The 23,453-nt window shown below is 41.8% G+C and carries 19 protein-coding genes and 2 pseudogenes; 10 read left to right on the top strand and 11 right to left on the bottom strand.

The window, feature by feature from the left end:
• Window positions 1-27 precede the first annotated feature (27 nt).
• From KKZ03_RS19130 to KKZ03_RS19105, 6 genes are all read right to left on the bottom strand, one after another.
• Window positions 28-321: a transposase gene (locus KKZ03_RS19130; RefSeq protein ID WP_243218346.1), complete on the bottom strand. Its 294-nt coding sequence runs from the start codon at window positions 319-321 to the stop codon at window positions 28-30.
• Between the two features lie 98 nt (window positions 322-419).
• A complete protein-coding gene (locus tag KKZ03_RS19125; protein WP_243218345.1) occupies window positions 420-1,115 on the bottom strand; it encodes a hypothetical protein in 696 nt (231 codons plus the stop codon).
• A 2-nt stretch (window positions 1,116-1,117) separates the two neighbouring features.
• The gene (locus tag KKZ03_RS19120; protein ID WP_243218344.1) at window positions 1,118-3,361 is read right to left on the bottom strand and encodes a polysaccharide biosynthesis tyrosine autokinase; all 2,244 of its coding nucleotides are present in this window, start codon (window positions 3,359-3,361) and stop codon (window positions 1,118-1,120) included.
• Between the two features lie 57 nt (window positions 3,362-3,418).
• The gene (locus KKZ03_RS19115) at window positions 3,419-3,997 is read right to left on the bottom strand and encodes a polysaccharide biosynthesis/export family protein (protein ID WP_243218343.1); all 579 of its coding nucleotides are present in this window, start codon (window positions 3,995-3,997) and stop codon (window positions 3,419-3,421) included.
• A gap of 206 nt (window positions 3,998-4,203) precedes the next feature.
• Window positions 4,204-5,499: an outer membrane beta-barrel protein gene (locus KKZ03_RS19110; RefSeq protein WP_243218342.1), complete on the bottom strand. Its 1,296-nt coding sequence runs from the start codon at window positions 5,497-5,499 to the stop codon at window positions 4,204-4,206.
• Between the two features lie 40 nt (window positions 5,500-5,539).
• Complete coding sequence (locus KKZ03_RS19105) at window positions 5,540-6,427, bottom strand: hypothetical protein (RefSeq protein ID WP_243218341.1); 888 nt, start codon at window positions 6,425-6,427, stop codon at window positions 5,540-5,542.
• Window positions 6,428-6,761: 334 nt separating this feature from the next.
• Between KKZ03_RS19105 and KKZ03_RS19100 the strand changes: the two genes are divergently transcribed.
• The 4 genes and pseudogenes from KKZ03_RS19100 to KKZ03_RS19085 all read left to right on the top strand — a co-directional run bounded on the left by KKZ03_RS19100 (window position 6,762) and on the right by KKZ03_RS19085 (window position 13,615).
• Entirely contained in the window at window positions 6,762-7,490 is a 729-nt protein-coding gene (locus KKZ03_RS19100; RefSeq protein ID WP_243218340.1) for a helix-turn-helix domain-containing protein, read from the top strand.
• A gap of 8 nt (window positions 7,491-7,498) precedes the next feature.
• Entirely contained in the window at window positions 7,499-9,352 is a 1,854-nt protein-coding gene (glmS, locus tag KKZ03_RS19095) for a glutamine--fructose-6-phosphate transaminase (isomerizing) (RefSeq protein WP_243218339.1), read from the top strand.
• Window positions 9,353-9,959: 607 nt separating this feature from the next.
• Entirely contained in the window at window positions 9,960-12,341 is a 2,382-nt protein-coding gene (locus KKZ03_RS19090; RefSeq protein ID WP_243218338.1) for a PAS domain-containing protein, read from the top strand.
• Between the two features lie 32 nt (window positions 12,342-12,373).
• Window positions 12,374-13,615, top strand: a pseudogene (locus KKZ03_RS19085) (IS3 family transposase).
• A gap of 148 nt (window positions 13,616-13,763) precedes the next feature.
• Here KKZ03_RS19085 and xrtM read toward each other — a convergent pair.
• On the bottom strand, window positions 13,764-14,168 hold the full coding sequence (xrtM, locus tag KKZ03_RS19080; protein WP_243221680.1) for an exosortase family protein XrtM: 405 nt from the start codon (window positions 14,166-14,168) through the stop codon (window positions 13,764-13,766).
• A gap of 161 nt (window positions 14,169-14,329) precedes the next feature.
• On the opposite strand from xrtM, the gene KKZ03_RS19075 reads away from it, so the two are divergent.
• A complete protein-coding gene (locus KKZ03_RS19075) occupies window positions 14,330-15,145 on the top strand; it encodes a hypothetical protein (protein ID WP_243218337.1) in 816 nt (271 codons plus the stop codon).
• A complete protein-coding gene (locus tag KKZ03_RS19070; protein ID WP_243218336.1) occupies window positions 15,146-15,916 on the top strand; it encodes an Ig-like domain-containing protein in 771 nt (256 codons plus the stop codon). It begins immediately after the preceding gene.
• Between the two features lie 92 nt (window positions 15,917-16,008).
• Here the strand turns inward: KKZ03_RS19070 and rlmN are convergent, their stop codons facing one another.
• Entirely contained in the window at window positions 16,009-17,064 is a 1,056-nt protein-coding gene (rlmN, locus tag KKZ03_RS19065; protein WP_243218335.1) for a 23S rRNA (adenine(2503)-C(2))-methyltransferase RlmN, read from the bottom strand.
• A 537-nt stretch (window positions 17,065-17,601) separates the two neighbouring features.
• Between rlmN and KKZ03_RS19060 the strand changes: the two genes are divergently transcribed.
• Window positions 17,602-18,240 (top strand): DUF2306 domain-containing protein, encoded by a 639-nt coding sequence (locus tag KKZ03_RS19060; RefSeq protein ID WP_243218334.1) that lies wholly within the window; start codon window positions 17,602-17,604, stop codon window positions 18,238-18,240.
• A gap of 215 nt (window positions 18,241-18,455) precedes the next feature.
• Here the strand turns inward: KKZ03_RS19060 and KKZ03_RS19055 are convergent, their stop codons facing one another.
• From KKZ03_RS19055 to nagZ, 3 genes are read right to left on the bottom strand one after another with little or no spacing between them, the layout of a single operon-like run.
• Window positions 18,456-19,196 (bottom strand): S-methyl-5'-thioinosine phosphorylase, encoded by a 741-nt coding sequence (locus KKZ03_RS19055; protein ID WP_243218333.1) that lies wholly within the window; start codon window positions 19,194-19,196, stop codon window positions 18,456-18,458.
• Complete coding sequence (locus KKZ03_RS19050) at window positions 19,196-19,753, bottom strand: hypoxanthine-guanine phosphoribosyltransferase (RefSeq protein ID WP_243218332.1); 558 nt, start codon at window positions 19,751-19,753, stop codon at window positions 19,196-19,198. Before KKZ03_RS19050 ends, KKZ03_RS19055 begins: the two co-directional genes overlap by 1 nt.
• The gene (gene nagZ / locus KKZ03_RS19045) at window positions 19,746-20,759 is read right to left on the bottom strand and encodes a beta-N-acetylhexosaminidase (RefSeq protein WP_243218331.1); all 1,014 of its coding nucleotides are present in this window, start codon (window positions 20,757-20,759) and stop codon (window positions 19,746-19,748) included. Before nagZ ends, KKZ03_RS19050 begins: the two co-directional genes overlap by 8 nt.
• Before the next feature lie 244 nt (window positions 20,760-21,003).
• Here nagZ and tnpA point away from each other — a divergent pair.
• The 3 genes and pseudogenes from tnpA to KKZ03_RS19030 all read left to right on the top strand — a co-directional run bounded on the left by tnpA (window position 21,004) and on the right by KKZ03_RS19030 (window position 23,301).
• Window positions 21,004-21,431, top strand: a pseudogene (tnpA, locus tag KKZ03_RS19040) (IS200/IS605 family transposase).
• Window positions 21,432-21,876: 445 nt separating this feature from the next.
• Window positions 21,877-22,008 carry a DUF3096 domain-containing protein gene (locus KKZ03_RS19035; RefSeq protein WP_243221678.1) on the top strand — a complete coding sequence of 44 codons (132 nt, stop codon included), beginning with the start codon at window positions 21,877-21,879 and terminating at the stop codon, window positions 22,006-22,008.
• 249 nt (window positions 22,009-22,257) lie between these two features.
• Window positions 22,258-23,301, top strand: a complete 1,044-nt coding sequence (locus KKZ03_RS19030; protein ID WP_243218330.1) for a hypothetical protein — start codon at window positions 22,258-22,260, stop codon at window positions 23,299-23,301.
• Window positions 23,302-23,453: the final 152 nt, after the last annotated feature.

Raw genomic sequence — 23,453 nt, 5'->3', positions numbered from 1 at the left:
AGTTTACTATCAATTTTTTGTATTTCATCATTGCTTACTTGCAAAGTAAGCTGTTGCTTTTTTTAAAAGATCACGCTCCTCCATTAAAAGGCTGTTTTCGTTCTTTAGCCGCTTTAATTCATCGTAAAGATAATTGTCTGTTCGCCTGCATGTGCCGGGTTTCATTGGTTGCTTATAGGAATTAATCCAGGTATACAACAGGGTAGACTTAATACCTAAAGCTCTCGCTACCTGAGCCAGTGGCTGGTCCGAATCCAGTGCTATCTTGATCGAAGAGGCTCTAAAGTTTTTACTATAGACAGTTTTTTTTTCTTGATTCATTGTCAATATATTCCGCACGCATCAGGTTATTTTAGAAATGAAATTCGGTTTGGCGTAGCCACCATAAATCCCTCATGAGTAAGCGTTGCTTTGCCCATTTACTTAAACCGGCTTAAAAATTTATCAGCCTCCTCAGGTGAATAAATGAAGGCTTTTAAAGCCGGCTGTTTAGCTTCAGGATGTGCGGTAATAAATTTAACCAGTTGCGGCGCTTTAAATGCCCAGGCAACCGGTATTTGCTTTTGCCACAGCTGCTGCATGTCTTCAGTAAAATCAGCGTAATAAGTATAACTAAAGCGTAAGCGGGGTATTACCAACTCTGGTTCTACGCGCCCGGCGTAAAAAGATAGGCGCAAAGCTGAAATAATCTGTTGCTTAGGCATCTTAAGCAGGCTGTCAACTACGGCTAATTGCAACCAGCCGCGTGGATCAACAGGGGATAAGCTTAAGCCCCGTGTAATGGCGGTCTTGGCTTGTTTAAGATATGCCTGTTTTTGGGCCGGAGTTTGCAAAGGTCGGTTATTAAAAAGCTGTAAATAAAACCCTCCCTGGGTTTGCCAATAGTCCGGGTTTTGATACCAAGACAAAGCCTTACTTAAATCGGCAATACTTTTTTCATAAACTTCAGTCGGCAGGGTTTGTGGCATTTGCTTAAATGCGGCTTCAGGATAGAGCGCATATAAACTGGCAATAAAACGTGGTACCGCCAATATTAATAGTCCGCAACAAACTGCTATGCCTATAAGTGCAAAGATTTGCTGATTATTTAGGAGCTTGGTGTTTGGCTTACTCATAATCAACTGGTGTAATATTTATTATAACGGCCATAAGAATGGTAATAACCCGATTCACCATAACGGCCATATTGTTTCAGGTTAACTTTTTGTAACACAATGCCGGCCAGGTTGTTATGGCCATCTTTATTTAAAATCTCCAAAGCACTGGTTATCACTTTTTTGGGCGTGTAGTCCCACTTTACAACGAAAATAGTTTTATCAACCAGACCTGCCAAAACTCTGGTATCAGATATGAGCATAAGGGGGGCTGTATCTATAACAACTAAATCAAATTGCTTGCGTAATTGATTAACTATGGCCTGCATTCTATGCGAGGCAAATAAATCAAGCGGGTTAATAAAAGCCGATTTACCTCGGGTTAAAATTTGCATGCCGGTTTCGGGGTCAGTAACCAGTACATCATTAAGTACCAGATCATGATTCATTAATAAATCGGTTAAGCCGGGTGTGTTTTCGTTAAGGTTAAAGATTTTGCCTATGCTTGGGCGGCGTAAGTCGGCATCAATTAATACCACTTTTTTGCCCGCAGCAGCCGAATGTCTGGACAACAAAACACATAAAGTGCTTTTGCCCTCACCGGGTACCGATGAGGTAACCATTAATGATTTAACTTCGGCATCCGGATTAAGCAAAGACAATGAAACCCGTAAGGTATTAATGGCCTCTGCCAAAGCGGAGTGCGGTTTAGCCAGCAAATAGCTATGTGGCAAGATTTTGTTATCCATTATTTTAGGGATGATACCCAAGGTGCTCAGAGTAAAGAGCGCCTGAATTTGCTCTGGTGAGCGCACACCAGGGTTGAGCATTTCCAGCACAAAAACCAGAGCAATACCAAAAAACAGTGCGCCAATAAAGCTGACGGCGAGCATTAACTTTTTCTTGGGGAAGGAGGCATTCTGTGGGGTTTCTGCAAAGGAAATAACCCGGGCGTTCGCTTGTTCGATACCTTGAGTTGAGGCGGTTTCTTTAAAACGCCCCAAAAAGGTTTCAAATAATACTTTGTTGGCAGTGGCTTCACGTTCCAAAGCATGGAGTTCAACCTCCGCCTGACTGTTGCCGCTGGTTTTTGATTCCATCTGCCTCAAACTGCCGGATAGTGAACCTTCACGTGCGATGGCAACGTCCAAATTGTGGCGCAAGCCGGCGGCAATTTTTTTAACTTCCTGGTTGATTTTATTTTTGATGTCTTCCAGTTCTGCCTGCATTTGAATCATGCGTGGATGACGGATGCCGTATTCCACCAACATTTCAGAATACCTGCGTTGCACTTCTGATTCTTGACCGCGTAAACTTGAGATTAAAGGTGAATTTAACACATCGGAAACACTGTCAATATCATGTCCACTTCTGGTTATGGATTCTACTTGTTGATATTTGGCTTCGGCTTCGGCCCGAAAGGCACGCGAGATAATTAACTGGCTATTTATTTCTGACAATTGTTGCTGTGTTACGCCCAAGCCTTTGGAAACTTCTTGCAAGGCATGGGTTTTGCGGTAATTTTCTACGATGCGTTCTGATGATTCTACTTTTTGTTTTAATTCGCCCAGTTGATCATTTAACCAATCCGTGGCTTTTTTAGTGGCATCAAATTTGGCTTGCATTTGCCCGACTATATATTGATCAGCCAGATCGTTAACTATTCTTGCTGCTAATTTTGGGTCTTCAGATTCATAAGTTAAATTAATCACTTGTGAACGCTTGACTTGTGAAACGGTTAGTTTGAGCAGAAAGTTATCGATTAAATTAGTTAACGTTGACTCTTCCTTTTCCTCGGTTGTGGTATTGTCTATTTTTACCAGTCCCATAGCTTCTTTCCAGGTATCAGGCAATAAATTGTTGACGCTAAACTGTGCAAAAAAACCCGGTTCTTTATGTTTTGGATTAAATTCTTCGGATTGAGCCAAGTGTAAATGGCTGATAATTTTACGCGCCAGTTCACGCGATTTAATAACCTCCATTTCACCTATCACTGCTGAATCGCCAGTTAAGTTACCTGATATTACTTCTTGGATATCGACTACCTTGGCCGCATTAATGCCAACCAGTAATTGTGATGTTGCCGTGTAGCGGGGCACTAACTGGGATACGTATAAATAGGCTAATACACTGATAAAAACAGTAACGCTTATTAATAAACGTTTTTTTAGCCACAGCGTATTAAAAATATGGCTCAGCGATATTTCTGTGTTGTCATTGTTTGGTAAGTCGATAGATGTTATCTGTTTTTCTTTTAAATCGTACACAGTTTTCTCGATGGGTATTGATTAATAAAGTTCTAAAAGGATGCGTTTGTATTGGCTTTAAAAAAAACGCTCTTCTACGTGAATAACATCACCCGGTAATACCTTTTCATTCATGTTGAGTCTTAGCTCTTTTTTTTGTCGATCATTCATGCGGATAACTATCACATGATTTTCTTTGGCGCGATAAGTGTAACCACCGGCGATTGCGACCGCGTTAAGGTAGGTCATGCCATCGACATATGGATAAGACTGTGGGCCTTTTACTTCACCGAGGATATAAAAGGGTCGATAATTTAATACTTGCACATTAACGCGAGGATTAAGTAAATAATCCGGCTTTAATTTATTGGCAATACCTTCTTCTACCTGCTTTACCGTTAAGTCTTTAGTTTCAACATCGCCAATTAACGGCAAAGCTATTTTGCCGGCGCCATTAATTGTGTATTCACCGGACAAATCTTCTTGATTAAAGACGGTGATTTTTATTAAATCACCTGATCCCAGTTTATATTCTTCATTAATCAAATTTTGGCTTTTAGATAGTGTCTCGTTGTTGTTGTCAGCAAATAAGGTCGTGCAAAAACACACAATGCACAGCAAAAGGGTGGAAACAACTTTATTACGATATGGACTCATTTTTTCTTACAGAGAAAAAGGCGGTTAAGAAAGGGTGATATCCACCCTGATAAACATTTTATAAACTACATAATCTTTGTCGGGTTACACCCTCCGGGCATAGATATCTTCATTCGTAAAAGCAGCGTAAATCCGGCAGGGAGAGCGAAGCGAGAGTTGGCCGGAATCTAGAGTACAGGAATGTGAAACATCAAAGCAAAGATAGCTTAATACTGGCCTCTTAAATTAAGCATTACTTGATTGACTTCATAATTATTGTTTACATAATTAACATCACGATTGTGGTACATATATGTCAGGTCGGTAGAAAAATTTTTGTTTAACAAGTACTTGGCACCGACATTAGCACCATAAATATTATCGGTACGATTTTGTTGGTTGGTGGCACCCGGTGCATTGTTTTGCACATAGCCTTGGTAGTCGTTATTGGTATAATCAGCACCCGCCATAAGAAATATGTTGCGCATCAGTTCATGCTCCATATCCAGCGCTACGGCGGATGCAAAAACTCCGGAAACAGCTTGCTGAGTGGTTTCGTTGATATCACGACTAAATCTGCCGTTGACAGTAGTTAGCATGGTGGGGCGCCATTTTAAATTGATAAAACCGTTAACACCGGAAATTTGACTTAAACGGGAATCTTCATAAGTGCGTTGCAAATAACCCACCGAAGCATCTGCGGTTACCAGATCGGTTAATTGAAAGGCCATGCCACCCAAAGCGTTGTAACCGGTTGCATTACGGTTATAGGCAGTGCCGACGCCATTAGAAAGTACCAGTGAATCATAAGTTGAGTCTTTATAAACAAATTTTACAAAGGCTTCATAAGCCGGCTGAATTTCATAACCTAAACGGATTGAGGGCAAATACTCCCAATGGTTTCTGGTGCTCATCAACAGAGGCGTATTTGATGCAGCGGTGGCGACATCCTGATAGTCATAACGGATAGCATTTAAACCCGCATTAACGGACACCCGGTTTAACTTATGGGTATAAAAGGTATCAATGACTTTGGTATCATAAAAAGTCGGGCCGATACCGGCAATCTGATCAGGCGACGCTCTATTTTCATGCACGCTGTTATAAGCAAAGGAACCATCCAGGTGGCTATCACGAACGACATCCAGTCGGCCATTAACTTGAGTCATCAGATCATTGTAATTACTTTGGTCAGGCAAGGTCACATATTGGGCCAGATCGGTATCAAACTTTAAATTAAGTGCGTGTCGGTTCCAGTTTGATTTTGCTTGAAGGCCGGGTCTGAAATGTGCAATGTAGCTATCACTTATGGGCTGGGCAAGGCTTTTATCGCGCATAAAAATATTGGAATTGTACTCATTATTAAAACCCAGTTTGGGTAGAAGAGTGAAAGCACCCGCATGTACACCTTCTTGATAATATTGAGATGATTGCAGATCATAATCAGAGCGTTCAGTAGCCAAAGCACCGCCTGCGCTCGATATTCCGATAAGTGAAGCTGCTAAAATTTTGTTTTTAAACATGATTTTTCAACTCGAAGAAATTGATTTACAGATAAATTGATTAATTAGGACTGACAGTCGCTGCTATGGTGTTGATTTCTTCAATTACAGATGAACCTGTACCCGAACTGGTGGCCTGATTTACCGCAGTATTGATAGCCGTGTCTATACATGCACTGTTACCATTACAGGCATCCACTGTTTTTGTAAAAGAACTTACTATTACCTCTGTCACAGTAGCAGTATTGTTTACTGTTGCTTCTGATACTGAGGCTGTGGGAGTTGATGCTGAAACCAATTCTGTTACTATTGCTGTGGTGATAGTCGCTGCAGAGCTTGGCGCTGCGGTAACTGCTGCATTGCTAATGGCAGATGTAGAACTTGGTGCTGCAGCAATGGCGGCGGTAACAATTGCGGCTGCAAAACCTGGTGCTGCCGTAACGGCTGCAGTGGTAATGGCAGTTGCCGAGCCTGGTGCTGCGGAAACGGCTGCGGAGGTAATGGCAGTTGCCGAGCCTGGTGCTGCGGAAACGGCTGCGGAGGTAATGGCAGCTGCGAAGCTTGGTGCAGCGGTAATAGCTGCGGAGGTAATGGCAGCTGCGAAGCTTGGTGCAGCGGTAATAGCTGCGGTGGTAATGGCGGCTGCGAAGCTTGGTGCAGCGGTAATAGCGGCGGTGGTGATAGCGGCTGCATAATCAGGTGCTGCAGTAACGGCTGCGGTGGTAATAGCGGCTGCCAGGGTAGGCGATGCTGCAATTGCTGCTGTGATAATAGCCGCTGCCTGATCAGGATTGGCTGTGATTGCTGCTGAGATGTTACTGAGTATGTCAGTTTGATCAGCGTTGAGTGTAATAGCAGTAGAGGCAACATCTGCAGCAATTGCTGCCAGTGGAGTAGATAAGGCAGCGCTTATCAGAGCTAGTTTTAAATAATTTTTTGGCGTATTCATGTTTCAATCACTCATTAATGGCAGTTAATAATAGTTGACATAAATTCAGTACTAAACGAACGACAGGTATTTATTCTATAAAATAAAATGGTCAGTGCGCTTGTGCCGATTTATGTTATTGGTTCTAACGGTTTAAGTTATCTTTTTTTTGCTTTTGTAGTGCCAATAATTTTTTGATATTTAATTATTATATATTTCATGTCTTTTAGGTAGTATCAAAATGCATCAAAATGGCTCATTTACTGCAAATTGCATCAAAATAACTCAGATAGTTTAATTTTTTATTATTTATAGTAATATTAAAAATTACAGCTAACGTCCATTAAACAAAGTAATGAAGCCTGAAATTACAATACTTACATCCAGCTTAATTGTAGCAAATGATTTTATTAATCTTCCTGTTACCATCCTGACTAAGCCGATTGACTACTTCAGATTATTGTTGGCATCGACAATAGATGTTTTGGTTGTTGATGTTGAGTTTTTAAATGATACTAATCCTTGTATTGATAAGTTTTTGAAAGTAAATCCTAAATTAATCATTATTTCTATGGTTAACCCTGATTTGGATCATGCAGATAAAACCACACTAATTAATATGGGGGTTAATAGAACCTTAAATGCACCTATTGTTTCAGAAGAATTATTCGCCAATATCAATGCGATTTATCGTACACAAAAAGCCATTGATCTGCATTTTGAACCAGTTGAACCAGTTGAACCAGTTGAACCAGTTGAACCAGTTGAACCAACTGATTTTATTTGGTATTTATCTCATTCAAACTGGACATTAATTGCACCGGACAATCAGTTAATGACATTGACATCGAGAGAGTTTTCTTTTCTTTGCTATATCCAGGAAAATTCTGATCAAGTTATTAATAAAAATTGTTTTTCCAAAAAAATATTTGGTGAATTTAATCAACATGGCTGTCGTAAACTTGATTTAATTCTGGGCAGGCTTAGAAAAAAATCCCTCACCATGTTGAATCGTGAATTGCCTATCAAAACGGTGCATGCTGTTGGCTATGCACTCACCAATAAACTTCTTATTAGACAATAATTAATTATATGTGTGGAATAGTAGGTGGAATAGCGCAACGAAATGTCGTACCAATATTGATGGAAGGCTTAAAAAGGCTGGAATATCGTGGTTATGATTCAGCAGGATTGGCAGTTATTAACGACCAGACGATATATCGCAAAAGGGAGTTGGGTAAAGTTAACGGTCTTGAGGCATTGTTACTGGCTGATCCTGTTTGTGGCAAGATCGGCATTGCACATACCCGGTGGGCAACACATGGTAAACCCAGTACAGCCAATGCCCATCCACATATTTGTCGGAATAAAATTGCGGTAGTGCATAACGGTATTATTGAAAATCATGAGGTGCTGCGTAGCGCACTGATAAAAAATGGCTACGAGTTTACTTCAGAAACTGATACCGAAGTTATTGTGCATGAAATTTATCAGGCTATGGAATCCCTTCGGCTTGGCTCAGGGCAGGATACTGATGGTTTGTTAAATGCAGTTAAGCTGGCGGTAAAAAAACTGAAAGGTGCTTACGCCTTGGGGATAATCAGTACCTCAGAACCGGATATCTTGATAGCCTGCAGAAAAGGCAGTCCGCTGGTTATTGGCGTAGGTATTGGTGAATATTTTATCGCTTCGGATGTTGCCGCTTTGCTCCCTGTTACGCGACGTTTTATGTTTCTGGAGGAGGGCGATATAGCCTCTATCAGTATAGATAAATTGGTTATTTATGATGCAGATGACAATGTTGTTAATCGTCCTGCCAGAGAAAGTCGATTAACCGCAGATTCGGTTGAGGAGGGTGACTATCGCCATTTTATGTTAAAAGAAATTTATGAGCAGCCGTTTGCAATTTCTCAGACTTTGGAAGGACGATTTATAAATGATCGCTTGCAAGATAGTGCCTTTGGACATAAGGCTCCTGAAGTATTTGACAGCATAAAATCGATACAGATTATCGCTTGTGGTACCAGTTATCATGCCGGCATGGTCGCACACTATTGGTTTGAAAAGCTGGCTCGCGTACCTTGCAATATTGAAGTCGCCAGTGAGTTTCGTTACAGAAGTCCGGTCTTGGCAGCCGATACCCTGGTTGTTACCATTTCGCAATCGGGTGAAACCGCTGATACTTTGGCTGCATTGCAGGAAGCCAAAAAACTGGGCGCCAAATATTCCTTGGCGATATGCAATGTTCCCGAGAGTTCTTTGATCAGGGAATCTGATCTGGTCTTGATTACGCGTGCAGGGCCTGAAATTGGTGTTGCCTCGACCAAGGCGTTTACAACACAGTTAACAGCATTGATGCTGTTGGTGATAGCTGTTGGCAGGCGATTTGAGTTGACTGAAACAATGGAGAAGAAAATTACTTCGGAATTATTTGGTTTACCCGGAAAAATTGAAGCAGTGTTGCAGTTGGATAATGAGATTAAATTGTTGGCCGAACAATTTTCAGAAAAACAGCATGCCTTGTTTTTGGGTAGAGGCAGTCATTATCCTATAGCCATGGAAGGTGCATTAAAATTAAAAGAAATATCTTATATTCATGCCGAGGCCTATCCCGCAGGTGAGTTAAAGCACGGCCCCTTGGCATTAATTGATGCGGATATGCCGGTTATTACCGTAGCGCCAAACAATAATCTGCTTGAAAAATTGAAATCAAATATTCAGGAGGTTAGCGCAAGAGGTGGGCAGTTAATTGTTTTTATGGATGAAACATTAGCTACGACAGCCGATGACAACGTACAAATTATAAAAATACCGCAAGTTAAGAATGAAATTTCACCGATTATCTATACCATTCCATTACAATTGCTGTCTTACCATGTCGCTGTTTTAAAAGGCACTGATGTGGATCAGCCGAGAAATCTTGCAAAGTCTGTTACCGTCGAATAGATATTTAGCAGGAGAGCCAAGCATATCATTTTACAAAAAAGTTTATCATCACAATAAAAACCCCTTTGTCGTGCAACGATAAGATGCATAAATAGTCAGGCAAAAACAGTTATTTCAGCTGTATATCGTTCAAAGCTTTGATAGATAATATCCTTTAAGGCGATATCCAAGAATGAATATACCCAAGTGGCGCAGGATTTTTTTTATTTTCAAGGCGGCAAAATAGGCACGTAGCTGGCTACGTAACTATTTTGACAACGCAGAAAACAAATAAAAAGACCAGTAAATTGGGTATATTCTTCGCAGGAAATCACCTAAGGAGTGGTATCTGTCAACATCGCAGTTGTTTATCAAAAGTATATAAATCGAACCGGAAAGAAGTTGTAAGTGTTATGTATGTTATTATAAAAGAAAACATGCATTGAATGCATATTTAGTAGGCTTAAATACTCTCGCAGAATTGTTACGAGATAGAAAAAAGACTATTAATTGCATGATGATTCTGTCATTTTCCATGGTAATTTTAAGAGTAAAATCAAAAATCAATAGAACCAAACGGAAGTACCTAACGGGGATGGCTAAAAAGTTAACTACCGAGATATAACTATTGGCAGATTCCAAAAACAAAGAAAAACTATTTCATACACTCGAGCTTCATCAAATTGAACTTGAGATTCAAAATGAAGAATTAAGGCGCACTCAAATTGCGCTTAGTGAATCTCATTACCGCTATGTTGATCTTTATGAATTTTCTCCCAATGGTTATCTGACGCTAACTCGCGAAGGCCGAATCGCAAAGATTAACTTATCGGGTACCCGTATCTTCGGCATAGAGCGCGAGGCTCTGATTAATCATCTTTTCACCGCTTTGGTTACTGTTAAAGATCGCGATCACTGGCATATTCTCTTTATGAAGTTGATGCGAAACGAAGAAGTCTTTAGCGCCGAATTATCTTTTCAAGTCGGTGATGGATCTGAATGTCATTCTCGGCTCAGCTGTCGACTTATACCAGCTAATGACCAAAATCTGCTGGTGCGCATCAACTTTACTGATATCACCGAAAATAAACTCTTGGAAGAGTCTCTTGACCGTTTGCAGAAAATCGCCAGTCAAGTACCGGGAGTTGTCTATCAATTTCGTGTGCGCCCCGATGGTAGTTGTTGTTTTCCTTACGCCAGTGAAGGTCTCAATAATGTTCATCAACTCAGTCCGGAAGAAGTTCGCGAGGATGCCTCCAAATTATTCTCCCGATTCCACCCGGAAGACAGCGATGGAATTATTGAGGTTATGCGCAAATCACTTCAAGATTTGAGCCTCTTCAGCCATGAATATCGAGTAATAGACAATGATGGTACGGAGCGTTGGTTATTTAGTAATTCAGTACCACAACGAGAAGCTGATGGCTCCACGCTCTGGCATGGCTATACCTCCGATATCACCGAACGAAAACGAATAGAAAAAGCGCTACAGGAGAGTGAGTTTCTGTTGAAATTTGCCATAGAAGGCGCTAATTTTGGCGTATGGGACTGTAATCTTCAGACCCGGCAAGCGACTTATTCCCCTATCTGGCTTGCAATGCTGGGCTATAGTCAAGAAGATATTTTACCTGCCCACCAAGAATGGCTGGATCGTATTCATCCAGATGATCAGATAACTGTTGCAAATATAATGCAAGAGTATTTGGAAGGGCAAACGGAGATTTACCATGTTGAATATCGTCTGCGCTGTAAGGATAGTAGTTATAAATGGATTTTGGGTCGAGGTATGCTGGTTAGTCGCTGCAAAGATGGAAAGCCCTTACGTATGATTGGTACACATACCGATATTACCGAGCGAAAACAAATACAGGAAGCCTCGCGGGAAAAAGAGCAAATATTGTCCCAATCACAACGCATCGGCGGTATTGGTAGTTGGTCTTTAAATGTGACAACGGGTTACCTGACCTGGTCAGATGAAATGTACCGAATTTTTGGCGTTTCTCCGAAAACCTTCGGACATACCGTTACAGCAATTAATGCTTTAATGCTTCCCGACGATCTGGAATTAAAAAATAGTTGGTTTAATGATTGCCTGAAGGGGATCACGATGCAAGAACTCATTTTTCGTATCAGATTACCGGATGACAGCATTCGTTTTATCTGTAGCAGTGGTAAATTGCAATACGACACCATGAACAAACCGCTACGCCTGGTGGGCAGTATGCAGGATATTACCTCGCGTAAATATCAGGAACAGAAATCCAGAAGGCATCTCAAGCGGCTTTCCCATGTCGCTCGCCTTAGCCTGATAGAAGAAATAGTATCAGGTATTGCTCGTGAAGTTGATCAACCACTGGATGCGATTGTTGCCTATTCAGGAGTTAGTTTAAATCTGCTTGAGGCTGCAAGTCCTGACTTGGCAAAGCTGACAGAGGTTATCCAAAAAACACAGAAAGAGGCGTTAAGAGTAGGGCAGATTATTCATAAAATTATGAAATGTGCTAATCCTAATGTGCATCATAAGGTAATCAGTAACCTTAATGAGTTAATTCAAAAATCTGTCGATTTGTATTTGTTTGATCTTAAGCGCGGAAATATAACAATCTTGTTTGAACTTGAGGATGATTTACCCGTTGTTAATGTTGATATTGCCCAAATTGAACTGGTCATTATAAATCTGATCGAAAATAGTGTTGAAGCCTTGGAAAACTCTCCTGCAAACCAGCAGCGCAAGATATCTATCTATAGTCGATTGCTTTTCAATAATAGGCTAGAAGTCAGGGTAAAAGATAATGGCTCCGGTATTGCTGAAGACCAAAAACAAAAAATATTAATGCCTTTTTATACAACCAAAACTGAGGGCATGGGTATGGGATTATCTATCAGTCGTTCAATTATTGAAGCCCATGATGGTAATTTGTATTTCAATAGCCGGCATGAAAAGGGTAGTTCTTTTTATTTTACGTTACCTACCCATATAGTGGACCCCAAAATCCGGACAGTCGATTAAGATGGTGTCTTCCATAAAAAAAGTAGACAGGAATGAGTGAAAAAAAACGTAAGATTTTGACGGGGGCACAAAAAGCTAAAATAGCGTTAGAAGCTTTGAAGGAGCAAAAAACGGTAAATGAGATTGCTCAAGAGTATGGCGTTCATCCTACCCAAATTGGTTTATGGAAGAAGGCCTTATTAGAAAATGCCAGCCAACTGTTTGAGGTAAAGCGTGGCTCGAAGCCCCTTGATCCTCAGAGCGATCCGGTACGATTGTATGCCAAGATTGGTCAGCTTAATATGGAACTGGACTGGCTTAATACCCGCACGGGGCACTAGAAAAAAGTCAGGAATCAGTTTTTAAGCGAAAGACAGAGCTGGATCGATCCCCATGATGAACTGGCGTTGGTTCGGCAGTGTAAATTAGCGAGTATTGCCCGATCCACCGTCTACGCTAACAAGACAGTAGTTGTGAATGAATACGAGCTGTTATTGCTGCGCTTGCTGGATGAAGAATATACCCGCCATCCTTTTTATGGCAGCAGGAAAATGACAGTCTGGCTACGCGGACAAGGGCATGGCGTGAACCGAAAACGAGTGCAGCGTTTGATGCAAATACTGGGGTTGGTTGCCATGGTGCCTGGTCCTAATACCAGTAAAAAACATCCGCAACATAAGGTTTATCCGTATTTACTCAGAGGATTAGCTATTGTCCGACCGAATCAGGTCTGGAGTACGGATATAACTTATATACGACTCGCGCATGGCGTTATGTATCTGGTCGCAATCATTGATTGGTACAGTCGTAAAGTGTTGGCGTGGAAGGTTTCAAACACCATGGATGTTGGTTTTTGCCTGGACTGTTTGACTGAGGCGCTTAATCAATATGACGCACCAGAAATTTTTAACACCGATCAGGGATCGCAGTTTACCAGCACCTTATGGGTCAATAAATTACTGGAACACAGCTGTAAGATTAGTATGGACGATCGGGGTCGTGCCTTGGACAATATTTTTGTTGAACGGCTATGGCGTAGTGTCAAATACGAGGACATTTACCCGAAAAACTATGTCATTGTGCCTGAATTGTTGTTGGGTCTGACCGCGTACTTTATATTCTATAACAGTGAGCGGTTTCACCAGGCATTGAGCTATAAAACGCCCAATGAAGTTTATCGGACAGGCATCGGCGGCGGCGTAAAAGTAGTTGATCATTTTAGTGACAAACGGGTTTCTTCAAAAGAAGAAGTGGGACAGCGCCAATCTGCTGTAACGGAATCGATGCCCTCTTAATTAAGCTTAAATATTGTCTGGACAATGGGGTCCACTTTACACCTCAAACAAGGGGAATAGCACTTTTAACAACCACTCCCCAAAATACCAAACCAAGCCGGATAAGACCAGCCATGCCAGTAGGTCTTTCAAACTGAGGAAAATCAGCTCACGCCGGTTTATGAATCTTTTCCGTTGAACCGAATGCCCACCAGACGAAATAGACACAACCCACGATTATCATCAAGGTCGGTGCCAGATAAGCATGAACCAACAAAAACCAGTCGGGTTGGTAAGCAATGATAAAATACAAGGTGATAATACGCAGTAGATTGAGCAGATAGATTAAGCCGATGCTCAAGAGCAGCCCGATCAATTTTCGCCGCCATGTTGATGGAAAAGCAACAATGGCCGACACCATCAAAAACAACACACCAGCTCCATCGCAGCCGCGAACGATCTCCAAATTAGCTTTAACTGAAAGTAAATGATTCTGCTGCGGCAAAACCTGTTCCAACGGAGCGAGCATGTTAATCAGATCGGCGCAAATAGTCACTACGCCATGGTAGTAAATAACATTTATGAATAGCTCGTTCGAAATCTTAAAATAACCGTAATTGAGCAGTGTATAACAGCCTGCAAATACGGTGCATTGTAGCCATACCGAAATCCATCACTATTTTGCGAAATTCAGACATGACCTCTGGCGGTAGCCATTTTTAACGCCTGGGGATTATGGCGTGTAATCCCCTTTATGCGGCATCTGTGAAAGGTAGCGGCGTTACTATTGCCGTTATTGGACGTAGTAATATCGTTCCCGGCGACATCGCCACTTTCCAAAGCTTTTCCGGCTTGCCGTCGAATCCAATACAAACCATTATTAATGGACCAGATCCGGATTTGGTCAATGGCGATCAGATGGAATCCAGTCTGGATGTCGAGTGGGCAAGTGGAATCGCGCCCAGTGCCACGGAAAAATTCATCACCTCGGCTTCCACAACAACTGCCGATGGCATTCAACTTTCTGCACAATATGCGGTGAGTAACAATATCGGGGATATCATTAGTTTGAGTTATGGTTCTTGTGAAAAATCCATTAGCCGATCGGGCGTAAATTATTGGAGCAGTCTTTGGCAGCAAGCTCAAACACAGGGGCAAACAGTGCTGGTGTCTTCAGGCGATAGCGGTGTCGCAGGCTGTGACATCTCCAGCCAGGCGACTGCTGTTGGCGGCGCTGGCGTCAACGGCTTATGCAGTTCGCCATACAGTACCTGCGTGGGCGGCACACAGTTTAATAACACTAGTAATCCGTCGCTCTATTGGCAATCTAGCGGAACGGTATCCGCCTTGAGTTATATTCCGGAAACGGTTTGGAATGAAAGCGGCAGTAATTTATATGCTTCTGGTGGCGGTAAAAGTCGCTACTTGTCTAAACCCGTCTGGCAGGTTTCACCAGGCGTACCTGTGGATAATGCCAGATATGTTCCTGACGTTTCGCAGTCGGCATCCGGTCATGACGGTTATATCATTTATGTGAGCGGCTCTCAGTAAGTGGTTGGTGGAACCTCCGCCTCTACGCCATCACTGGCAGGGATTGTCGCGTTACTGGAGCAATATAACCTTGGCCGTCAAGGCAATATCAACCCGACCCTTTATGGGCTATACCAAATGCAGGCCAACGGCGGCAGTTATGCTTATTTCCATCCTACGCTTTCCGGCAGCAACTCGGTACCCGGTCAAGTCGGCTTTATTGCTAACGGTTCTGGCTATAATCCGGCAACCGGCTTGGGCTCGGTCGATGCCAATCTTTTGATAACACAATGGCGCAATTTAAACCCCGGTTCGACCAGTGTCGGGTTAAGTAGTTCTTTGGCCAATCTTGTTAGCGGCCAATCCGTCACGTTTACCGCAACGGTCAGCGGTTTTATGCCTACCGGCAGTGTCCAATTCAATAATAACGACGTATCGCTAGGGACTTCAGTTTTAAGTGGCGGCGTGGCCACGCTGACCACCAGCGCCTTGACCTCCCCAGGTGTCGGCTTGATTATTGCGGTTTATGCCGGAGACAGTAATAACCTCACCAGCATTTCAACTGCGCTATCCGAGACCGTGATTGCCGCAACTACCATTACCGTTACTGTTTCGGAGTCTACTATTATGGCTGGACAAAGCCTTACCTTGATCGCAACCGTAACCGGCGCATCTCCCTCTGGCACCGTAATAATGCCGGAAATACGTCGGTGGCTATTAGCGAAACAGTCACCGCTACGCCACAACAAGTTCCTGCCTTTGGCCCATGGCAGGAATTGCTGTTCGCTATGATGCTGTTTTGGTTGTTGCTTTTAATACAGAGAAAGGCACTAAATTAAAAACACTTAAAATCGTTATTCACTAAGCATCTTAGAAAAATCGTTTTAACTCACAAAAACTATTTTATTTTTAGAATTAAGTTGTCCACATGCTGCTAATACATCATCACCTTTAACACTTCTTATTAGAGTCGGGATTTTAAAAGTATCTAAAACTTCTTTAAATTTTTCAATTTTATCCAAATCCGGTCGCTGGTAATGTGATCCGGGGAATGAGTTAAAAGGGATCAAGTTGATATAAGCACTTTTACCCATCAGTATCGCGCCCAATTTTTGAGCATCCTCTGGAGAATCGTTAAAATCTTTTATCAGAATATATTCATAAGTTATAAACTGCTTTTTATTTAAAGGAATTTTGTCAATAGTGGCCAGCACTTCATCTAGCGGATATTTTTTATTAATGGGAATAAGTTCATTTCTCTTTTCTTCAAAGGGTGAATGAAGAGATAACGCAAGGTTTACTCCAGGAATTTCCTCGCTCCATCTTTTAAGTCCGGGAATATACCCCGCCGTTGAAATAGTAATTTTTTGAACGCCAATTGATGTTCCGTGTTTGGATAAAAATATTTCGCACGCTTTTTTAACCGCATCGAAATTATGTAAAGGTTCGCCTTGTCCCATAAAAACTATATTTAAAATTCTTTCTTCTCCAGGCCTGTTTGCCGCTAACCAGCGCCAAGCCTGAATAAATTGGCCAACAATTTCACTGGTAGTCAAATTTCTTTTAAGCCCTTGTTTTCCGGTAAAACAAAAAGAACAATTCATTGCACAGCCAACCTGCGATGAAAGGCAAATAGAATATTTTTTATGAAACGGAATAAGGACAGTTTCAATTTTATGGTTGTCTTTAAGCTTAAAAAGAAATTTTACTGTTCGATCATTTTTTGATTCATGAACCGTATCGATTTCGGGTAAAGAAAAGTCGAAATTATTTTGAAAAAAGGCCAATGAGCATTTGGCTATTTTATCAGTGCATTGAGCCGTTTCTTTTTTCTTATAATGCCAATTAAACAGAACCGACGCTCCTGAATTGTTTAAATTATTCTGATTTATAATCATTCCCAAGTCAGAATAATTTAGGTCATAAAAGGATTGTTTCAAAAATTATCTCCTGACAATATTAATAGATTACTAAAGTGGACCTCTCTGTCCAGACAACAAGGCGATGCCCATAACCGTGCACGTCAATGACTTGACGCTGTTCATTATGCTTCGACATTTGCATTACTCAAAAAACGTATTGTGAAAAGACCTAAGGCTTGCGTTTGTGGTGACTATTTTCCACCACTCAATTGTTCGTTTCGCTTTCGTGAAAACACCTGATGTTACCCTGTGTAATATTACAACTATTGCACCTTAGTGTTATTTGCTACTTGATGAGTTACAGGTCCCAAACATTGGGTAACTCCTGTATCCTTGGATACGTTGCTGTGTCAGTATTTTTGGCAATGTCGACTGTTTAGAGGCTGTCCGAGAATAGAAAACCGACTGCGGAAAAGCCATTTTTGCCAGATTTACCGCTAATTTTCGTTAGATAGAACAACTGTTTGCCGCAAACGACTAAAAAATCTGACTCAAAACGGCTTTCCTTCGCTACAATTGCTATTCTCGGGCAGTAGACATAAGGAACCTTTAATAATGAACTTCACCGCCAAATCTGAATGGCTCATACCCACAGGGTTAATAGCGCTTGGTTTTATCCCGATTGTTGCCGGCACTTTTCGCGTGATTGGACTCGCCAGCGGTATCGAGATCACTCCAGATAATGCACGGTTCTTCGCGGCTCCCTTGCCGGTGGTGTTGCATATTATCAATGCCGTGATCTACTGCGTTCTCGGCGCTTTCCAGTTTTCCCCCAGCTTCCGTAGCCGCAAACCCAATTGGCACCGTGCGGCCGGGCGGATACTTATCCCTTGCGGACTAGTCGTCGCGCTTTCCGGCCTGTGGATGACCTATTTCTATCCACCAGTCAATTTTGACGGCCCGTTCCTTTACGGCATAAGGCTTCTGGTAGGTTCGGCGATGGTCTTGTGTCTATGTCTCGGCTTTACTGCTATCTGCAAACGGGATATTCCTCATCACCGAGCCTGGATGATACGCGGCTATGCTCTCGGCTTGGGTGCCGGTACACAGGTCTTTACTCATATCCCCATGTTCCTGTTTACGAGCATACAAGGGGAGCTGGCAAGGACACTATGCATGGGAGCGGGCTGGGCTATCAACCTTGCGGTGGCTGAATGGTTAATTTCGCGAGAGCGCCGTAGGCAATTATCTTGAAAGCCCGCTTTTCTCAGCAGGTTAAAGTCACCCTATGTCCATATAGTCATCACCCAGTCCTCTCCAATAGGAGAGGGTGTTTTTTCTTAACTTATTGTTTTTACTATGAAAAAAATTTGTATGGGTGACTATGCCTTGAAGAGATGGTTATCTCTTGACATCGAAATTACTATCCGGGAGTCTATAGGTGCGTAAAGCCTTTGTAGAAAATTGCCTTACGCCTGAGCGATAAAAACTTTTAGCAATTTCGCCATATTGGCCATACCAACATGGAGATGCTGCTCAATTTCAGCCATGGTAATTTCACCTTCAGTTTTGCCTGCTGCCCAGTTGGCAACAACAGAAATAGCGGCATAACTCATGTCAAGTTCTCTAGCTAAAGCCGCTTCCGGCATACCAGTCATGCCCACTACATCGCAACCATCCCTTTCAAGGCGATTAATTTCTGCAACGGTTTCGAGGCGAGGACCTTGGGTACAACCATAAGTGCCTATTGGACTGATGGTAATATCAGCATTAGTGGCCGCTATAATTAAAGCGGAGCGCAATTTTTGACAATAAGGATAGCTAAAGTCTATATGCGTGACAGGGTAGTTTTCGTCTTCAAAAAAAGTATGCAGGCGGCTATGGCTATAATCAATGATTTGATCGGGAATGGCGATATGTGCAGGTCTCATGGCTTCGGTAATACCGCCCACGGCGGCAACCGCAATAATCTGTTCAACGCCCAGATGTTTAAGTCCCCAGATATTGGCTCGATAATTTATTTTATGTGGTGCGATAGTGTGCGGATTACCATGTCGGGCCAAAAAAATCACTTCTTTTTGGTTGAGCTCGCCAGTAATAAAGTCAGCTGAAGGCTCACCATAAGGAGTGGTCAGTTTGTCACGTTTGATGATGGTTAAGTCACTAAGTTGGGTCAGTCCTGTGCCGCCAATAATTGCAAGCTTGGTCATTATATTATGTCCTCTTTTATTTCTCTGCAGGCATAAATGCCGGATGCGTTGCGTAAATAACCTTTGTAATCCATGCCATAACCGAACAAATAACGGTCTGCTACTTTAAGACCAACAAAATCAGCGGTTACCGGTTTTTCATGATCCAGCATTTTGTCTACTAATACCGCGCTGTAAACCGATGTCGCGCCCTGTTCCAGGCAATAACGATAAATTGCCGCCAAGGTTATGCCTTCATCCAAAATATCATCAATAATTAATATCGTCCGGTTTTTAAGAGGTAATCCCGGTTTCAATATCCATTCGATGCTGCCGCCTGCGGTTTTGTTTTGATAACGACTGGCGTTAATTGCATCTATATTGAGAGGGATAGTCAAGCGGGTAATTAATTTACCGGCAACGACTATGCCACCATTCATAACACAAAGTAGTAAAGGATTACGGCCAGCCAGCAACACATTAATTTGGTCAGCCATTTTATCCAGAGCGGCCTCTACCTCCTGTTCGCTGAACAACAAATCGGCATTTGTCTGAATGTAGTTTATTTCTTTAAGCATATTTTTGCATCAGTTGGTTAATAAGATCAGAAATTTGTTGCCATTTTTCAGTATTTTTGTGTGTTGCCGGTTTCCGTTTGCCTTGCATTCGCTTAAGTCGTTGTTCCCTGACGGGATCTGGTTTAACCGGCAATGCCTCCAAAACCTGTTCAGCCGCAAGTGGATTATTGCAGACTAATAACATATCACAACCAGCAATTTGTGCCAGTCTGGCGCGTTCAGTAAAATCCCCCACCGATGCCGCACCCGCCATGCTTAAATCATCACTGAATACGGCCCCGTTAAAGTTTAATTCCTGACGTAAAATTTGTTGTATCCAGAAAGTTGAAAAACCGGCGGGATAAGGATTAATGTTTGGATAAACAACATGTGCAGGCATAATACCTTCCAAGCCTTCTTTTATCAGTTGCTTAAACGGCAGGAAATCTTTTGCGCGAAGGCTCTCCAAGTCGCGGTCATCTGTCGGCAGCGTCAGGTGTGAGTCCAGCGCGACTGCGCCATGTCCTGGGAAATGTTTGCCAGTCGCTGCCATGCCTGCTGTGTTCATTCCTTTTCTAAACAAACTTGCAAGGTGTGTTGCCAGTTCCGGGTCGGTTGAAAAGGAGCGATTGCCGATAATTTGACTAATACCGCAATCAATATCCAGTACCGGCGCAAAACTGAAATCAACACCCACTGCCAATAATTCAGTCGCCATCAACCAACCTGCCGATTCTGCAAGCTCAGGAATTTCAGCATAATAAGACGCAGGCGGCAACCGCGTAAAGCCGGTTTGAAACCGCTGAACCCTGCCGCCTTCTTGATCCACCGCAATCAGAATGTCGCCCTTTCGTGCTGCACGAATACTGTTAATCAGTTCGCTAACTTGCGGTGGGTTTTGGAAATTACGGGAAAAAAGAATAACCGCTCCGGTATTGGGATGGTTTATTTTTTCCTGTTCATGGGGGGCAAGGGTTAAGCCTTCAACATCCAGCATAACCGGACCGATGGGATAGTGATTTGTCATTATTTAAGAGTTAAGGTGGCGTGATAATATTCGTGCTTAAGTATATGGTATTTTTCATTGGAGTTTATTAAGCCTGATGATTATAACTGGCTATAGTGACCAGAATAAGTATATCAGCGGTAATTAATCATAAGTAAACCCCCCAACTCTGCTGGTGGACTCATAAAGTTTGACAATTACGGGAATCATCGAGAGTCTCCCTATCTGTGAACCGCCTAAAGTTCAAAAGATAAGGAAACAAACGATGAATTCACCAGAGAGTTTAAGTCATACAAAATGGGAATGTAAATACCATATAATCTGGATTCCAAAGTATAGAAAAAAAGCCTTTATAAGGAGTTGAGGCAATATCTGGGATCAATACTAAAAGATTTAGCCTTACAAAAGGAATGCAAGATTGAGGAAGGATATTTGATGTCAGATCATGTCCATATTCTAATCTCAATTACAGCCAAATATTCAGTATCACAGGTTGTTGGCTTTATTAAGGGTAAAAGCGCTATATCCATTGCATGAACTTTTATGGGGCGAAGAAAGAATTTCACCGGACAAAGTTTTTGGGCAAGAGGATATTATGTTTCAACAGTGGGCAGGGATGAAGTCACTGTACGAAACTATATCAGGCATCAAGAAGAAGAGGATAAACGAATAGAACAACTCGATTTATTTTAAGGCATTGTCACCTTTAGGTGGCACAATTATTAATCCGCTTTGAGCGGTTCACATTTTCAAGCCTCCGGCTTTGCCGGAGGTTTTTGACTATTACAGGAAACGAGATTGCCGGCATTAAATCTTGTTCGTTGGTTTATCGTTAATTTGTAAACACTATCTCTACGAATTAGAGTTTCAAGGTTACATGTTTCATGTAAAAATATGTGATACCCTAAAAAGTATTTTTGCTAGTTAAGACTTTCCCTCTGAAAGTTGGTAGCCGGAATAGGTAACGACATCAATAGCGAAACGCAAAGCGATATAAGCTAGTACTCAGTCAGCGTTGATATGTCGGATAAAAGTAGCCCTGTAATAACGAAATTACTGACATGGCATCCGACATTATCAGATTGACTGAGTACTAGTTGCCTTTGACTTAAATTTCTAAGGAAAAATTATCATGATTATGAATGTCGCCATCGCACCCATACTGGCTATTGTAATGGGGGTATTGATTTTGTTAATGCCAAGGTTTTTAAATTACTTCGTAGCGGTATATTTGATTGTTGTGGGTATCTTGGGGTTAGCGCATCCATAAGGTTATTTCCTGCATTGTCCTACTTTTTATAACCTTGCCGTCGATGTAAATAAACAAAAATCCTGCGTCACTTGAGGCTATTGATTTTTTGACATTACCTGAGAGAAGCAATGTTAACGCTTAAAGATACGTCGATTTAGAATGGTTTTCAGGTTATTTATTTCTAATAAGCGCCTGTCATGACACTGACAACACAGGATATTTGCTTGACTAAAAAATTCGCCTGTAATTATTAATGAAGTAAGGCCCATGGCATTAAATAACTGTAAAGAATGTAGAAAAGAAATTTCAACAGAAGCTAAAACTTGCCCGTATTGTGGAATTAATAATCCTGGGGTTATTGATAGTAATCGCCGTGTGGGCTTGTTCGTTTTGGTATTGATGATTTGCCTGGGGATATTTGTTGTTACAAGGCATGAAATTGCTGGTTATCAACCACCTGAAAAAGCTCAAATAAACGAAAATAAAGTTGCTGTTGTGGATAAAGTCAAGCAAATAGTTAATTCCAGGCAATCCTCATCAGCGCAATCCTTGTTATTGGATAGCGTCGCAGAAGAGGCATCAAAAACACCTGAACAGTCAGTGCTACAAATACTGCCAAAATCACCGGCAATCCAGGAACTACCCAAGCAGGAGTTGCTCGAGCAGCAAGATAAAGCCGGGAATATTTCCTCAGCAAATATATCGCAAACAATGGTTGTGCAGATGCTTGAATATGCGTTAAATGCTGGTGGATTAAGTCACGAATCAGCACTACAACAACTAAAGCAGCAAATAGAAAATTCATCCAAACCAGAGCAAGGTAACAAGAAGGCGGCGAGAGCAGTTAACTTTAAAGGTTTGGTGGCACTAAAAGAAGGTGGTTTTAATAAGGCGGTAGAGCTGTTTGAAAAAGCCAATAAATTAGATCGGTCGGATGTTGAAGTTATCAATAATTTGGGGTTTTCTTACTTAAGACAAGGTGATATTAATGCGGCCCAACAAGCAATAACCAGCGCCTTAACATTGTCTCCAGGGCGAACAACAGCATGGGAAAATTTAGGCGAAGTATTCGGAAAAAAGGGTGAAGTCAATAAGGCGGTAGCCTGTTTTTCTAATGCCTATAGATTTTCAAAAGACAGGTTAACATTGCATCAGTATATGAAAGGACGCAACGAAAAAGAAGATGACATGCGTTTAAAGCAAGCGCGCGAGAAAGTTATCAATTGGGCTGAAATAAACTATCTAAATAGTTCGAAAAACACCCAGCAAAAAGAAAGCGTCAGACATGATCTCGTGGATACAAAAAAATAGCCAAAATTAAGGATGATAGTTATAGATTTCTGGATTAAATAAGCCCGTGCATTTTAGCTTTCAAGATCCACACGGCAGACCCTACAGAAAATAATGTCGCTTAATTAATGAAGGTATCTTTTCTCGGGCAGACTCTTGATTCTGGTGAAAGT

This window comes from Methylobacter sp. S3L5C (assembly GCF_022788635.1).
In the GTDB taxonomy this organism is placed as follows: domain Bacteria; phylum Pseudomonadota; class Gammaproteobacteria; order Methylococcales; family Methylomonadaceae; genus Methylobacter_C.
This window is presented reverse-complemented; position numbering and strand designations above follow the sequence as displayed.